Annotated in this window: 14 protein-coding genes; 6 read left to right on the forward strand and 8 right to left on the reverse strand. The window is 64.5% G+C overall.

The window, feature by feature from the left end; translation table 11 throughout:
• The first annotated feature begins 126 nt into the window (after positions 1–126).
• Positions 127–663, forward strand: coding sequence for a YbaY family lipoprotein (locus tag LMT64_RS09240; protein WP_170165961.1), 537 nt, complete (start codon positions 127–129; stop codon positions 661–663).
• 20 nt (positions 664–683) lie between these two features.
• Positions 684–1142: a CoxG family protein gene (locus tag LMT64_RS09245; protein ID WP_126351863.1), complete on the forward strand. Its 459-nt coding sequence runs from the start codon at positions 684–686 to the stop codon at positions 1140–1142.
• 30 nt (positions 1143–1172) lie between these two features.
• Here the strand turns inward: LMT64_RS09245 and LMT64_RS09250 are convergent, their stop codons facing one another.
• The 5 genes from LMT64_RS09250 to topA all read right to left on the reverse strand — a co-directional run bounded on the left by LMT64_RS09250 (position 1173) and on the right by topA (position 8059).
• Positions 1173–2033 carry a hypothetical protein gene (locus LMT64_RS09250; RefSeq protein ID WP_126351864.1) on the reverse strand — a complete coding sequence of 287 codons (861 nt, stop codon included), beginning with the start codon at positions 2031–2033 and terminating at the stop codon, positions 1173–1175.
• A 451-nt stretch (positions 2034–2484) separates the two neighbouring features.
• The gene (mqnC, locus tag LMT64_RS09255; RefSeq protein WP_126351865.1) at positions 2485–3678 is read right to left on the reverse strand and encodes a cyclic dehypoxanthinyl futalosine synthase; all 1194 of its coding nucleotides are present in this window, start codon (positions 3676–3678) and stop codon (positions 2485–2487) included.
• 363 nt (positions 3679–4041) lie between these two features.
• On the reverse strand, positions 4042–4356 hold the full coding sequence (locus LMT64_RS09260) for a cupin domain-containing protein (protein WP_211334175.1): 315 nt from the start codon (positions 4354–4356) through the stop codon (positions 4042–4044).
• 18 nt (positions 4357–4374) lie between these two features.
• Complete coding sequence (locus LMT64_RS09265; protein ID WP_126351866.1) at positions 4375–4926, reverse strand: suppressor of fused domain protein; 552 nt, start codon at positions 4924–4926, stop codon at positions 4375–4377.
• Complete coding sequence (gene topA, locus LMT64_RS09270) at positions 4913–8059, reverse strand: type I DNA topoisomerase (protein WP_126351867.1); 3147 nt, start codon at positions 8057–8059, stop codon at positions 4913–4915. The genes LMT64_RS09265 and topA overlap by 14 nt, the downstream gene beginning before the upstream one ends.
• Positions 8060–8305: 246 nt before the next feature.
• Between topA and LMT64_RS09275 the strand changes: the two genes are divergently transcribed.
• Positions 8306–8884, forward strand: a complete 579-nt coding sequence (locus LMT64_RS09275; RefSeq protein WP_126351868.1) for a YdcF family protein — start codon at positions 8306–8308, stop codon at positions 8882–8884.
• A 41-nt stretch (positions 8885–8925) separates the two neighbouring features.
• On the forward strand, positions 8926–9957 hold the full coding sequence (locus LMT64_RS09280) for a potassium channel family protein (RefSeq protein WP_229253186.1): 1032 nt from the start codon (positions 8926–8928) through the stop codon (positions 9955–9957).
• Between the two features lie 3 nt (positions 9958–9960).
• Here the strand turns inward: LMT64_RS09280 and murJ are convergent, their stop codons facing one another.
• Complete coding sequence (gene murJ / locus LMT64_RS09285) at positions 9961–11634, reverse strand: murein biosynthesis integral membrane protein MurJ (RefSeq protein ID WP_407647838.1); 1674 nt, start codon at positions 11632–11634, stop codon at positions 9961–9963.
• A gap of 70 nt (positions 11635–11704) precedes the next feature.
• Here murJ and LMT64_RS09290 point away from each other — a divergent pair, with 70 nt between their 5' ends.
• Positions 11705–12478, forward strand: a complete 774-nt coding sequence (locus tag LMT64_RS09290; protein ID WP_126351870.1) for a phosphatase PAP2 family protein — start codon at positions 11705–11707, stop codon at positions 12476–12478.
• Positions 12475–13221: an SDR family NAD(P)-dependent oxidoreductase gene (locus LMT64_RS09295; protein ID WP_126351871.1), complete on the forward strand. Its 747-nt coding sequence runs from the start codon at positions 12475–12477 to the stop codon at positions 13219–13221. Before LMT64_RS09290 ends, LMT64_RS09295 begins: the two co-directional genes overlap by 4 nt.
• A gap of 62 nt (positions 13222–13283) precedes the next feature.
• Here the strand turns inward: LMT64_RS09295 and LMT64_RS09300 are convergent, their stop codons facing one another.
• Together LMT64_RS09300 and LMT64_RS09305 are read right to left on the reverse strand one after the other, a co-directional pair.
• Positions 13284–13460 (reverse strand): hypothetical protein, encoded by a 177-nt coding sequence (locus LMT64_RS09300; RefSeq protein ID WP_126351872.1) that lies wholly within the window; start codon positions 13458–13460, stop codon positions 13284–13286.
• A 62-nt stretch (positions 13461–13522) separates the two neighbouring features.
• Positions 13523–13999, reverse strand: a complete 477-nt coding sequence (locus LMT64_RS09305; protein ID WP_126351873.1) for a hypothetical protein — start codon at positions 13997–13999, stop codon at positions 13523–13525.
• Positions 14000–14009: the final 10 nt, after the last annotated feature.

Consider the following 14009-nt stretch of genomic DNA (forward strand, 5'->3'; position numbering starts at 1 on the left):
TTTGTTCAAGAAAAGAGCGGTCTGCACGCGATCAAGCGGTTCAGGCCGCTTTTCTGTGGCTGCATGTTCGGCAGCGCTGCAAGCAGAACTACACTCGCAGGCCCAAAACTGATTATGTTGAGGCCTATGAAACGTCAAGTCACCCTGACTGCATTGGCCACTCTCCTGGCGGGCGCTGCCCTGGCCCAGAACTCTTCTACGACCATTGGGAACGTCACCATCACCAAGCCTGGCGACGTGAAGAACGTGACCACCCCCCGCCCGACCCCGGCGCGCACTCCCAGCACTTCTGGCGCAGCACCGCTGATTACGCCCGTAGCCGCCCCACGCGATCTGCCCGACGGCTGGCGTCACCTCCAGGGCCGCATCACGGCGCCCAGTAATGTGCGGCTCCCCGCAGGCAGCAAGGCCCAAATCACCATTGAGGAGATGAACCGCCGGGGCCAAACCCTTTCGGTTTATCTCAAGGTCAACTTCGGGACCACCAGCCTGTCCACGCCTTACACCCTGCGCTACTCCACTTTCCGCCTCAACCCCCAGAACGTGTACGTGGTCAAGGCCAAGGTGTTCGACCGCAGCGGACGCACCCTGTATTACAGCAAACAGGCTTACCAGGTGCCCACCCAGCGGGCCGCCTCCATGAACATTCCGGTGGTTCGCTAAGACATGGCCTATAGGCACCCATGACCCGCCTGCACTTGCAGGGCCAGGAAACCCTGCCGGGTGCGCCTGCCCTGCTGACCGCGCTGCTGAGTGACCCAGAGGCTTTGGCACGTTGCGTCCCTGGGGTGCGGCGTACCGAGGAGTTGGGACCCCAGCAGGCCAAATTGTGGGTCAATGTAGTCTGGCAGGGCCGTGAAGCCGTGATTCCGCTGGAGCTGCAGGTCACAGGCCATGACCCTCCGGCCCTGCGCCTCAGCGGACAGGGTCTGGGACATCGCGCCACGTTGGGATTCTCTGTGCGGCTGGGAAACAGCGATGGCCCGCACACCCACTGCGAATGGAAGGCCGAGGGTCAGGTTACTGGTCCAGCGACTCTGCTTAGCCGCCGGGCCATTCAGGCTGGAGCCGAGCAATTGATCCGGCGGACCATTCGGAACCTCCGCAGTGAGCTGGAGCAGCGGGCGGGGTTGCTGGCGTAATACGGGGCAGACCAGCACATCCAGCCCCTATTAGCCTTCCGCGCCCAGCGAACGAGCAAAGCGGGCCAGGTCGGGCCACTTGGTCTGGCCCGCGTCCACGCTCAGGAGAAGCGCAGGCTTATGCAGTTCGGCTTTGACCCGTTCCAGGGCAGCCTGGGTCGCTACGTCACGTACCGGATAGGCCAGCACCAGCCCCGCCAGCGCACCTTTGCCTTCCAGCAGGCGGGCTGCGCCGTACAGCCAGCGGTCCCCCGCAGCGGCGCGGCTGTCGGACAGGCGCTCACCCCGCTCCTGCACCTGCGACGCTGGCAGCTCGTGGGCCAGGACGGGATGCAGGCCCTGGGCCTGCACCGCCGCAACCAGGCCCTGCCCCAGTTCCGGGTGCGCGAGCAGACTGCGCGGCCCAATCACACCCACGCTGGGCTGCTGACCAAGCTGCAAGGTCGGCCAATTTTCGCGGCGCTCAGGTTGACCCAACTTCTGGACGTACTCCAGCGCCCGGCGGACCACGCCTGAGTTGCCCACCAGCTGTTGTCCCAACGATGCGGCGGCAGCAGGCAGGTCTGCGGCGTCATCCGGTACGGCGATCAGGGGTGGCAGTCCAGCGATGCGCTGAGGAAGCAGTTCGGTCAGGGCCTGCGCCCAGGCATCATTACGCACACCCGGCTGCTGCGGCACCAGCACAGCGTCTACCTGCTGGCCCAGGCTCAGGATTTCGCCCAGGGCCAGTTGTACCGGCAGCGGCTCGTCTGGCAGACTGCCCTGTCCCACTTCCAGCCAGGACTCATAGGGAGCCAGCGGCTCGGCCAGCTCCAGTCCCAGGGCGCCGACAAAGGCCCGCCAGTAGCCTTCGTAGCGGGCCTGGGGGGTGGTCAGAAAAGCAACTTTCACTCCCAGAGTGTAGTGCCTACCGCTGCCTTCAGCCGAGTAGCCGAGTGAAAGAACTTCCCAGATGTCGTCACCGCGCAAACTGACAGCTACCCCACCATCAGCACAGAACCTGACCAGTCACTTTGGTGTTTTCGGGAAGACAGCAGCCAGAGGACCATCCAGGTCATCTCCTCGGGTGGGGCATGGCCGACCCGCGGCATCGGATGAGTAGCGTTGATACGGCGACGGCGCCCTCAGTCGGTTTGAGCAGTGGGCGTAATCCTTCCAAGGTCGCCACCACCCCGAACTGGTTCACGCTGACGGTCAAAGGCGCGGGGGCGCTGATCCCTGAACAGGTCCACCCCGGTTGCCCGGTGCCCCTAAGAGGCGCCCGTCACCACAGAAGTGCGCTGTGGCATGGCTGCAGTCTAGGGGGATGATCCGACACCAGGTTTCCCAACCGTCAAATGGATCAATCGCTGGCAGAAACAGCTTGGGGCTGGGCCACCAGACCGCCTCCTACCGAGCGCTGGGCTTCATTGTTGTCGGCATGACGGCCCAGCACCTGCGCCACATCTGGGTAGGCGATGATCTGAAAGCGGCTGTTGCGGATGGCCGGGGTAAAGCCCGCGTCGTCAATGATTCGCACCAGTTCACGTACGGTGGCCGAGTGTCGGTCATGCCCGCCCGCTGCGCTGACCACGTTTTCTTCGAGCATGGTGCTGCCCATGTCGCTGGCGCCGTAGTACAGCGCCGACTGCGCCACCTTGAAGCCCTGCGCGGGCCACGAGGCCTGGATGTTGGGCTGGTTATCCAACGCCAGTCGAGCAATGGCGAGCTGCTGCAGATACTCGTGCGCCGTGGCGCCCGGTGCCTTGCCGTGCAGCCGGGTATGTTCAGTCTGCAATGTCCACATTGCGAACCCTGAAAAGCCGTTGCCGCCGTACTCACGCAGCGCCTTATCCTGCTGGTCGCGGATAGAAACGAGGTGATCGGCCCGCTGGCGGTAAGTCTCACCGAAGCCGATCACCATGGTGGAAATGGTGTACAGCCCTTTGCGCTGCGCCGCGTCCAAGATGCGGAACCAGTCCTGCGAGCGTATGCGGGCGGGCGCGGCCTTTGCCCGGACCTCATCCACCAGAATCTCGCCGCCTGCGCCGGGCAGACCATCCAGCCCCGCTTCGATCAGGGTGTCCAGCAGCTCATCCAAATTCAGGCCAAAGCTCTGCTCAAAGAACAGCACCTCTTCAGGGCTAAAGGCATCAATGCGGATGCTGGGGTGGTTCGCTTTGATGTGGCGCAGCAGCCCGGTGTAGTACTCCAGCGGCAGATCAGGGTTCACGCCGCCCTGCATCAGGATGCGGGTGCCGCCCACCGCTTCCAACTCGCGGATCTTGGCGCTGATTTGGTCGTAGTCCAGGGTGTAGCTGTCGCTCTGGCGGCGGGTGCGGTAGAACGCGCAGAAGTTACAGCCCACCCGGCAAATATTGGAGTAGTTGATGTTGCGGTCAATCAGGAAGCTGACCACCTGCGGGTCCGAGCGCTGAAGCCGCAGTTCATGGGCTACCGCTGCCACCTGGGGCAGGGGGAGGTGGTACAGCAACTCAATTTCCTCTGCACTCAGGCGGTCCCCTGCCGCCGCTTTTTGCAACACTTCAGCCGTCATAGGGGCCACTGTAGCACCGTGCTTACAGGGCAAAAGGGAATATTCCTGCGAACGAATGGGGGCTTGGCAGGCCACCCCGCTGAGAATCGAGTGCCAAGAAGTACATCCAAGCAACCTATCCCTCCACTGCCGGCCATCATCAAAAAAAGCCCCGCTGAAGCAGGGCTGGTTTCAGGGTAGGCAGAAGCTCAGCGGCGCTTGACGCGCACGGGGATCGGCTTGGGGGTGGGCTTCGCTGCCTGCTGCACAGTCACAGCAACGAGGGCGGCGGTGATGGTCAGCAGAATCAGAATCATGGCTTATTCTGCTGAATTTGGCCTGACAAATCTGTGGCAGACAGAAGAATTAAGTTTGATGTGACCTTTAGAGAGTGCCACTGGAGCGGAGCAATACTGCTTCACCTGACATCGGCACTGCCGACCACACGACTCCGGCAGGCAGCGCCACCGTTTCGCCGGCCTGCAGCCGCAGCCACTGGCCTGCTGGTAGGTCAATCACCACCTCACCCGACAGGCACAGCACCCACTCGCCCGCGCCCTGCACCTGCTGACCCGGCAGCTTGCGGGTCAGCTGCAGCACGTGCTGCGAGACGAGTGCCTCACCCGCAGGTAGGGCCACCCAGGTGTCACTTTGGGCGGCGGCCAGGCGCGGCAGGTGGAGTGGGGCAGGGCCAGGCATCTTACTCAAAGATATCTTCTAAAGGGAAGGGCGACGCAAGTCAAAAACATCTACCTCTTGTGCCTCCAGCATATCTTCAAAGGCGTTCACGTCATCGCAGCGGAGCATCTCCAGCTCAGCGGCACTGATCAGAATCATTTGCACCGGGCGCAGCGCTGGAGCAGTAAAAGATTCTGGCAGTCCATGCGGCGCAGTGAAATACACAGCGGTCTTACCCGTCAAAGTGATGAAGTCGGGGGACAGGATCGCGGAAATCTCCAGCCACATTCCCCGCTGTAGGGAATGACCACCTGACGCCAACCAGAAGGTCAGGATGTTGCCCAAAAGGTCTGGCATAACATCAAAGGCCGTGTCAGCCACCGTATAGACTTCCGTTTCCGGGTGCAGGCGGCTAAAGCCCAGCGAAGCGAAGACGACACATTCCGTGATGGCCTGGGGAAAAGACAGGACCTGTACGGTGCCCACCGCACCTGGGTAACGCCGAACCTCGTCATATTCACCCAGAAAGGCCATGAAGTGGTCCAGCCAGCGCTCACCCAACCCGTTGACCACTGGCTCAGACGATCCCATCGGCCCGCGCTGCTTGATTCAGCTTCTTGCTGGCCTGCAGCGCCATGCCCCGCGCTTGTTTGACGTCCAGGCCCAGTTCAGGAGCCACCTCTTCTACTCGGCGACCCTGCTCGCGGGTCGCCGTGACCAACGCCCGCTCTTCGGGGCTGAGGACGCTCAAATACGGCTTTAAGCGCTCCCAGGTGATCGGGGCTTTTTTGGCCGTAGCCGAAGCTTTGCGGCTGGCTGAGGACCCACCCGCCGCCGTCTTGCTGGGGGCAGTTTTGCGGGCTGGGGCCGCCGCACTGCCGCCGACCCCATCAGCCCGCGCCGCCTGATTCAGCCGTTTGCTGGCTTGCAGCGCCATCCCTTTGGCCCGCTTGAGGTCTAAGCCCAATTCAGGCGCGACGGCGTCCACTTTGCGCCCCTGTTCGCGGGTCGCGGTGACCAGCTGCCGCTCGGTGTCGTCCAACACGCTCAGGTAGGGTTTCAGGTCGTCCCAGGAGAGGGCAGCCTTGGCCGGGGCTTCGGCCTTCTTGGCACTCGCCTTCGGCTTGGCGCTGGCAGCTTTTTTCCCTCTGCCCGCTTTGCTTTTAGGCTCCTTGCCGCGCTCCTGCATGATGTCCAGAGCCTGTTCAGCGCTCAGGGTTTCAGCGCTTTCGCCCTGCCGCAAGGTGGCGTTGCGCTCACCGTCGGTCAGGTAGGGACCATAGCGGCCCTTCTTCAGCTGAATGTCACTGTGGCCCTCGTTCTGATACACCGCCAGCGGCTCGGCGGCCTGACCACGCCCGCCGTATTTGGGCTGCTTGAAGATGTCCTCGGCCTGGGCCAGGGTGACGTCGAACAGTTGATCATGGCTGGTCAGGCTGCGCGAGTCGCTGCCACGCTTAATGTAAGGGCCATAGCGTCCGTTCATGGCCCAGACTTCCTGGCCGTCACTGACGCCCACCAGACGCGGCAGACTGAGCAGTTCCAGCGCCCGTTCCAACGTCATGCTGCCCAGGCTGTCGCTGGGAAACAGGCTGGCCGACTTGAGCGGCTTGCCTTCTTCGCCACCCAGCGACACATAGGGACCGTAGCGCCCGCTGCGGGCAAATACCAGCTGGCCGCTTTCCGGGTCGGTGCCCAGTTCGTTGTCGCCGCTAGGCTGGGCCATCAGCTCCTCGGCACGCTCCAGGGTCAGCTCGTCGGGCACCAGGTCTTCGGGCAAGTTGGCCTTGCTGTCACCGCGCTGCATATAGGGACCGTAGCGCCCCACCCGCAGCTCGATGCCGCTGCCACGCAGCCGGGGCACGTCAATGGTGGCGATGCCACGGGCGTCAATCTCGCCCATCTTGGTTTCGATGAGGGGACGCAGGCCGAACGCCGGAGCTTCGCCCTCACGCGGCGCAGACCCTGTCCCCAGATAAAAGCGCTCCAGATATGGCACGCGGCTCTCGCGGCCTCCGGCGATCTCGTCCAGGTCTTCTTCCATGCGGGCGGTGAAATCGTAATCCACCAGTTGCCCGAAGTGATGTTCCAGCAGCGCCGAGGTCGCGAACGCCGTCCAGCTGGGCACCAGCGCTTGACCCTTGCGCTGAGCGTAGCCACGATCCTGAATGGTCTGGATGATGCTGGCGTAGGTGCTGGGCCGCCCGATGCCCGCCGCCTCCAGCCCCTGGACCAAGCTGGCCTCGGTAAAGCGGGCCGGGGGCTGGGTTTCGTGGCTTTCGGCAGCCACGTCCTGTGCAGTCGCAGTGTCGCCCTCTTTCAGTGGGGGCAGGTGGGTTTCACGGTCGCCTAGTGCGGCGGCGGGGTCGTCACTGCCTTCTACATAGGCCCGCAGAAATCCAGCGAACTGAATGGTCCGCCCCGAAGCGGCCAGCGTCAGGGCCTCGCCGTTCACCTGTCCACCCAGGCGCACCCGCAGGCTCAGGCCTTTGGCGTCAGCCATCTGCGAGGCGACGGTACGCTTCCAGATCAGGTCGTACAGTCGCCACTCGGCGCCGCCCAGCTCGCTGCGCAATTGCTCAGGCGTGCGGAACGTGCTGCCCGCCGGACGAATCGCCTCGTGGGCTTCCTGAGCATTTTTGGCCTTTTTGGCATAGACACGGGGCTGCGGCGACACATGGTCCTGACCGTACATCTGCGCGGCCTGCTGCCGGGCTGCGTTGACCGCCTCGGCGCTCAGGTTGGTCGAATCGGTCCGCATATAGGTGATGTAGCCGCCCTCATAGAGCCGCTGGGCGGCCCGCATGGTGTCACGCGAGCTGAGGCGCAGCTTGCGCCCGCCTTCTTGCTGCAAAGTCGAGGTAATAAAGGGTGCGGGCGGCCGCTGGGTGAACGGCTTTTCCTCGGCGCTCAGAACCCGCAGCGGCTGACCACGCAGCCCCGCCGCCAGCGCCTGGGCTTCAGCTTCGGTCAGCAACCGGGTGTCACTGCCCTGCTTCACTTTGCCGGTGTTGGGGTCAAAATCCTTGCCCACGGCCAGCCGTTCGCCCCCCACTTCGGTCAGGCGGGCCGGAAAGGTCTGACCGTCCTTGAGCGCCGTGACCAGTAGGTCCCACCACGTCCCGCTGACAAACAGCATCCGCTCACGTTCGCGCTCCACCAGCATCCGGGTCGCTACACTCTGCACCCGGCCGGCCGACAGCTTGGGAGCCACCTTTTTCCATAGCACTGGGCTGACCTCGTAACCGTACAGGCGGTCCAGGGCGCGGCGGGTTTCCTGGGCTTCGACCAAGTTGGTGTCGATCTCGCGCGGCGACTGAATCGCCTTTTGGATCGCCTCTTTGGTGATCTCGTGAAAGACCATCCGGCGCACCGGCACCTTGGGCCGCAGTTCCTCGTAGAGGTGCCAGGCGATGCTCTCCCCTTCGCGGTCATCGTCGGTCGCCAGAATAATTTCGTCGGCCTGGGCGGCCAGCTTGCGTAGCCGGGCCACATGGGTCCGCTTTTCGGGCGACACGACATACAGCGGCTTAAAGCCGTCGTCTACATTCAGCCCCAGGCGTGCCCACGATTCTTTTTTGTACTTCTCGGGGATGTCGGCGGCGCTGCGCGGCAGGTCGCGGATATGCCCAATGCTGGACTCCACCGCGTAGCCTTTGCCCAGGTATTTGGCGATGGTCTTGGCTTTGGCTGGCGATTCCACGATAACCAGAGTGTTCGGCATGAAAAAAACTTCTCCCCTCAGCGGTGGCCCCTCCGGGCCGGCTTGCTGAATTCCTGTGAATTGCAAGGAGGCTATCACGGCCCCTTTTTCAGACTGTGCGGCCAGGCTGTCAGGCGGCTCGCCACGCGCTTTCGCTATTCGCTCCGCTCACGGGGGCGATTTTGTCCTGGGCAGCGGGGCGGCCCGCCACCCTCTTCGCTACTCGCTCCGCTCACGGGGGCGATTTTGGCTTATGCTGGGCGGCGCATGCTTGGGTTGTTCCGCTTCCTGCTGTTGCTCCTGATTCTGGGGGCAGCTTTTGTGCTGTGGCCTATCGGCGTGCCGGACGAAGCGCCCCATGACACCTTGATCGTGCTGGGGGCCGCGCAGTATTCAGGGCGCCCCAGCCCCGCCTTCCGGGTACGGCTGGACCACGCGCTGGAACTGTATCAGGCTGGCGGGATTCGGACCATCGTGGTGACCGGCGGGCGCATAGAGGGCGACCCTTACACCGAGGGCGGAGTAGGCACGGCTTATCTGTATCGCCAGGGAGTGCCGAGGAGTGCCCTGCTGGCTGAGGAGCGCAGCCGCACCACCGAGCAGAACCTGAACTACGCCGCCAAGCTGGTGTCCCCCGGCACATCAGTGACCATCGTGACTGACCGGGTCCATGCGCCGCGTGCCCTGGCGATGGCGCGTGACCTGGGCATGGACGCCAATGCCAGTCCCAGTGCGCTGTGGCAAAACGTGAGCCCGCGCTACCTGCTGCGCGAAAAGGCCGCCTGGCTGGCCTATCAGTTGTTCGGTTACACCGGTCAGACCCACTCGGAACCCCACAGCGGCTAGCACTCCGGCACGGCACAGCCCCACATGTCACACTGAAGCTCATGTCCACCGATACCAGCCTGTTCACTGCGCTGGAGGCACTGCGGCCCTGGCTGGGACTGGCCGGCCTGGGCCTGCTCCTGTTCGCACTGCTGGACCTCCTGACCACCAGTTTGCAGATGGGCGAAGGTCCCCTGACCCGCGCCATATATCGCGGCACCACCCGCTTGCTGCACGCTCTGCGGCGGCGCCGGGACCGGCGCGAAGTACTGGCCTGGAATCCGATCTGGATGGTGATGGGCACGTTCATCAGCTGGTTCGTGCTGACCTGGCTCGGCTGGACGCTGCTGTTCTGGTCCCAGGCAGACCTGGTGACCTGGGCCGAGGATGAGCAACCGGCTTCCCTGACCGACACCGCCTACTTCGTGGGCTACACCCTGACCACGCTGGGCCTGGGCGACCTGCACGCCAAGACCTCCGGCTGGCGGCTGCTTACCCCACTGGCAGCGCTGAATGGGTTTTTCCTGTTGACCTTCGCCATCACCTTCCTGACGCCCATAGCATCATCACGCAGTGAGCGGCGACAGGTTTCGCTCCGTATCTTCCGGGCTGGCCCCACCCCTCAGGCCTTTGTGCTGACTGGGCTGAACGACCACCCGCACGGCCTGGCTGGGCTGCTGCATGATCTGAGCGGCGACCTGATCCGACTGGATGCCCAGCACCGCAGCGCCCTCTTTCTGCATTCCTTCTACGACCACTATGCCGAGGTAGACCCGCACCTGCAACTGGCGGTGCTGGGCGAGGCACTCTTGATCGCGCAGTATGGCCTCAAGGACGGGCCACCCAAGCGCCTCCAGGCAGTACGCGACTCGGTGGAGGGCCTCATCTGGTCCTTTTATGAGGTGCAGGACCGGGGCCAAAGCCCGTTGCCACCGCTGTCGCTGGAGCCCTTGCGACAGCAAGGGGTGAACGTGGTAGACGCAGCCGAGTTCCAGGCCGCACTTGAGCGTGAGCAAGAGTTTCGCCGGGGCCTGTACGACATGGCAACCACCGCCGGATGGCCAGCAGAGAAGGTGACTGGCAGCGGGGACTGACGCTCAGCCGCGCCGCAAGCGGCGGGTCACGCCGTCCACTTCGGGCATCTTCAGCAGCACGGCTCCGCCCAGGTACACCGCCAGGCCCAGACCGCCGGCCACCGCCAGCACCAGCAGGCTGGGCAGCAGCGGCCCCGCGTCCGGCAGCAGCAGCGACACCACCCAGGCGGTCAGCCCCGCCAGCCCGGCCAGCGGCACCGCGCGGCCCAGGTGGTTCAGCAGCGGCGACAGGGGCAGCGGTACGGCGCGGCGGTACATCCAGATCAGCGCCAGCGTCATCAGCACCCCGCTGATCGCCGTGCTGACCCCGAACCCCCAGAACCCGATGACCGGCACCAGGGCGTTGTACAGCACCACTTCCAGCACAAAACCCACGGCGCTGATCACCACGGCGTCACGGGTGCGCTCGCGGGCATAAAAGGTCCGCAGCAAGATGGTCACCATCGCCCAGGGAATCAGCGCCAGCGCCCAGCCTGACAGGATGCCGCTGGCCGCGTTGAAGCGGGTTTCAGGCATAGTGCCACTCAGGTTGAAGATGCTGGCAGCGTAGGGGGCCAGTGCCACCAGCAGCGCACTGATCGGCGCAGCCATAAAAGTGGTGGTCCGCAGGCCCTGCAAGGTCAGCGCCCGGAAGCCGGTCCAGTTGCCGTCGGCGGCCAGCTGCGAGAAGCGCGGAAACATCGCCAGCGCCGGCGATACCACGAACAGGCCATTGGCCATGGTAAACAGGGCTTCAGCGTTGGTGTAACCGGCCTGGGTACCGGGCGGGAACAGCTGCGCGTTGCTGAGCAGGCGCGACACATACACGTTCAGGATCTGCCGGGTGCCGGCGGTCAGGGTAAAGGGGGCCATCTGTTTCAAGACCCGCCCCAGCGCCGGGTGGCGGCCCAGCGTGGGCCGGGGCAACAGCCCGAAACGGTTCAGCGCCGGCAACTGCACCACCAACTGCGCCAGCCCGCCGATCAGCCAGCCCATGGCCAGCCAGGTGGCCTGCTGGGGCAACAGCAGCAGCGCGATGATGCTGGCGATGTTAAAGGCCACCGGGGCGAAACTGCTTTCCTTGAAGTGCTCGTCGGCGTTCAGCAGGCCCATCGCCACGCTGGAGAGGCTAATCAGCATCAGGAACGGCATCACCAGCCGGGTCATGTAAAGCGTCAAGACCGGGTCCACGTTGCTGTTGTCGGCCAGCAACAGGTCCACGACCCAGGGCGCGGCCAGGATGCCCACGGCGGTCAGGACCAGGTTCACTGCGATCATCACACCGCTGAACACCTGGGCCAACCGGCGGCGCTCCACCGTGTTCAGCGACTTGTAGACCGGAATAAAGGAGTTGACCAGGGCGCCCTCGGCCAGCAGTTCGCGCAGCAGGTTGGGTACCCGCACCGCCGCCGTAAAGGCGTCCATGGTGGTGTTGTCGAACAGGTTGATGATCTGCTGGCGGAACACGCCCGACAGCCGCGACCCCAGCGTGCCCAGCATGACCACGGCGGTGTTGCGCCGCACCGACTTGGGGCCGCCGCCGCTGCCCCGCCCGCCACGCGCTCCGGCACTCCTCACGGACTGGGTGCCCTCGGACGGCTCCGGGGTCACACTCCCGTGGGCATCGTGCAGGCCCGTTTCGGCAGTGGGCGCATCGGGGCCAACGTGGTCCGGGGCAGGGGGCTGGGAGGCGCTCACGAGTGAAACTGTAGCGTATGAAACGGGAAATGCAGTAGGTGTGAGGGTGGGGTGCCATACTGCTGCTCCTATGACCCCGCCGCTGCGCACCCACCGCCTGAACCTCCGGACCCTGGCCCTGCTGGCGTTGGGGATCGTCCTGCCCCTGCTGGTGGTGGGCGAGCTGGCCGAGGACCTGCTGGAGAAGGAACGCTTCCGGCTGGAAGTACCGATTATGGATTGGATCCACGCCCACGCCGGCACGACACTGACCCGAGTGAGCCTGAGCCTGCATGAACTGGGCGGCCCACTGACCATGAGTTTTCTGGTGCTCCTGGTGGCTGCCTTGCTCTATCAACAGCGCCACCGTGCCGAAGCGCTGCTGGCGCTGCTGGGCATAGGCGGCACGGTGCTGATCACTGCGGCCATGAAGCTGGTGTTTGACCGCTCCCGACCGGAACTGTGGCCCCGGCTGGTAGAAGAAACGGGCGCGTCATTTCCCAGTGGGCACAGTGCAGCGGCGGCAGCCCTGGCGACCTTCGTAGTGATTGTGTTGTGGGGCACCCGCTGGCGCTGGCCCGCGCTGCTGCTGGCGCTGGCCTACACCCTGCTGATGGGCTACTCGCGCATGGTGCTGGGCGTGCATTTGCCCACCGATGTGCTGGCTGGCTGGATGACCGGACTGGCAACGGTGAGCGGTGTCTACCGCCTAATGCGCAGACGGATCAAGGCCCAGGGCGCAGGCCGTCTGCCTCTGCCTACCCAGCACGCACCCGCAGCAGACACGGAGATGGGACACCTGGAACCGGAAAAGGAAGCGCCGACCGCCCGGCAGTCACCGCTGACCGCTAAGCTGCGCCCATGAGCGACAAGCTGACCGCCCTGATTACCGGAGCGGCCCAGGGCATTGGCCGGGCCACCGCTGAGCTGTACGCCGAGCGCGGCGACATGGTGCTGAGCGTGGACCTGCAGGACATCCCCAAACTGGGCCGACACCCCAGGGTGCAGGCCGACATCACCACCAGTGAGGGCCGCCAGCAGATTCTGGATGCGGCCCGCGCACTGGGCCACCTGGATGTCCTGGTCAATAACGCCGCCTATCAGGGCGCGGCGGGAGCGGTACAGGACGTGTCCGAAGACGGCTGGCGGCGCACCCTGGACACCAACCTCACCGCCCCGCTGCTGCTGACCCGCCTACTGCTGCCGCTGATGGGTGACGGCAGCGCGGTGGTCAATGTTGCCAGCGTGCAGGGCCTCTTCGCTGAGCAGGGCAACGCTGCCTACAACGCCAGCAAAGGTGGCCTGGTCAACCTGACGCGGGCCATGGCACTGGACCTGGCCCCGCTGGGACTGCGGGTGAACGCCGTGGCCCCTGGCGCGGTCAGTACCGAAGCGGTGGAGCAGGCCATCGGGGAGAGCGACGACCCCAAGAAGACCCGCCGCGACTATGAAGACCTGCACGCCCTGCGCCGGATCGGTACGCCTAGGGAGGTGGCCCAGGTCATCCACTTTCTGGGCAGTGCCGAGGCCAGCTTTATGACTGGAGCCATCGTGCCAGTAGACGGCGGCATGACCAGCAGTTTCATGATGGCAGGACGGCCCGTCTAATCCAGCGCCAAAACAAGGCCCGGCGGGAACGAATTCCCTACCGGGCTTGCCCAACCGAATGCTCAGTCCTTGTTGCCGTCGTTGCCGCCGCCGCTCTCGCTGCCGTTGCGGCGACCTTCGCCATTCTTCTCGTCCACACTGGCGCGGCCATTGCCGGGATCACGCTCACCACCGGACTTGGGGCTGTTGTCGCGGTTTTTTTGCTCTTCGGGCATGTTCTTCTTTTCAGCTTGGGTCATGGTTCACTGTGACGCTGCCGGGCCGCAGACAGGTGAGAAAATCCTCAATCCTGCCTGGCCGATCACATCGTGACGTGATAGGCCACCACCACCGGCACCAGAAACAACGACCCCAGGATGAACGACAGCGCCAGGTTATGCTCGGCCACCAGCTCGCGGCGCAGGTAGCCCGATACACTCTCCCCCTTGCGCCGGGCCAGCGTACCGAACACCAGCCACACCCCCAGGCTGAACAGCAGCAGCGACAGCCCCACCGCCATGCCCAGCCAGACAAAAGCCTGTGACCAGGACAGTTCAGTCAGCGGCGCAGGTGCGGCCACCACCCGGCTGAACAGCAGTGCGAACCCCAACGATGCCCAGAAGAACACCGCCCCGATGGCCGCCGTTTGGTGGTCCTCGATCTCGGCCACCAGCTCACGCATGGGCACGCCCAGCACCAGCCGGATAAACAGCAGGCTGAGCAGCACGGTAGGCAGCCACACGGCCAGATTCCAGCCGATTTCGGTGAGGATCAGGGTCAGGAAGCTGGGCAGGGTCATGGGGGTAGTG

It is taken from the genome of Deinococcus radiophilus (genome assembly GCF_020889625.1).
Classification (GTDB): domain Bacteria; phylum Deinococcota; class Deinococci; order Deinococcales; family Deinococcaceae; genus Deinococcus; species Deinococcus radiophilus.

Bases quoted from the DNA above. Each gene is read 5' to 3' on its own strand.
- LMT64_RS09240 (WP_170165961.1), top strand. From the start codon at position 127: ATGAAACGTCAAGTCACCCTGACTGCATTGGCCACTCTCCTGGCGGGC.
- LMT64_RS09245 (WP_126351863.1), top strand. From the start codon at position 684: ATGACCCGCCTGCACTTGCAGGGCCAGGAAACCCTGCCGGGTGCGCCT.
- mqnC (WP_126351865.1), bottom strand. From the start codon at position 3,678: ATGACGGCTGAAGTGTTGCAAAAAGCGGCGGCAGGGGACCGCCTGAGT.
- LMT64_RS09260 (WP_211334175.1), bottom strand. From the start codon at position 4,356: ATGCCTGGCCCTGCCCCACTCCACCTGCCGCGCCTGGCCGCCGCCCAA.
- LMT64_RS09265 (WP_126351866.1), bottom strand. From the start codon at position 4,926: ATGGGATCGTCTGAGCCAGTGGTCAACGGGTTGGGTGAGCGCTGGCTG.
- topA (WP_126351867.1), bottom strand. From the start codon at position 8,059: ATGCCGAACACTCTGGTTATCGTGGAATCGCCAGCCAAAGCCAAGACC.
- LMT64_RS09275 (WP_126351868.1), top strand. From the start codon at position 8,306: ATGCTTGGGTTGTTCCGCTTCCTGCTGTTGCTCCTGATTCTGGGGGCA.
- LMT64_RS09280 (WP_229253186.1), top strand. From the start codon at position 8,926: ATGTCCACCGATACCAGCCTGTTCACTGCGCTGGAGGCACTGCGGCCC.
- LMT64_RS09290 (WP_126351870.1), top strand. From the start codon at position 11,705: ATGACCCCGCCGCTGCGCACCCACCGCCTGAACCTCCGGACCCTGGCC.
- LMT64_RS09295 (WP_126351871.1), top strand. From the start codon at position 12,475: ATGAGCGACAAGCTGACCGCCCTGATTACCGGAGCGGCCCAGGGCATT.
- LMT64_RS09300 (WP_126351872.1), bottom strand. From the start codon at position 13,460: ATGACCCAAGCTGAAAAGAAGAACATGCCCGAAGAGCAAAAAAACCGC.
- LMT64_RS09305 (WP_126351873.1), bottom strand. From the start codon at position 13,999: ATGACCCTGCCCAGCTTCCTGACCCTGATCCTCACCGAAATCGGCTGG.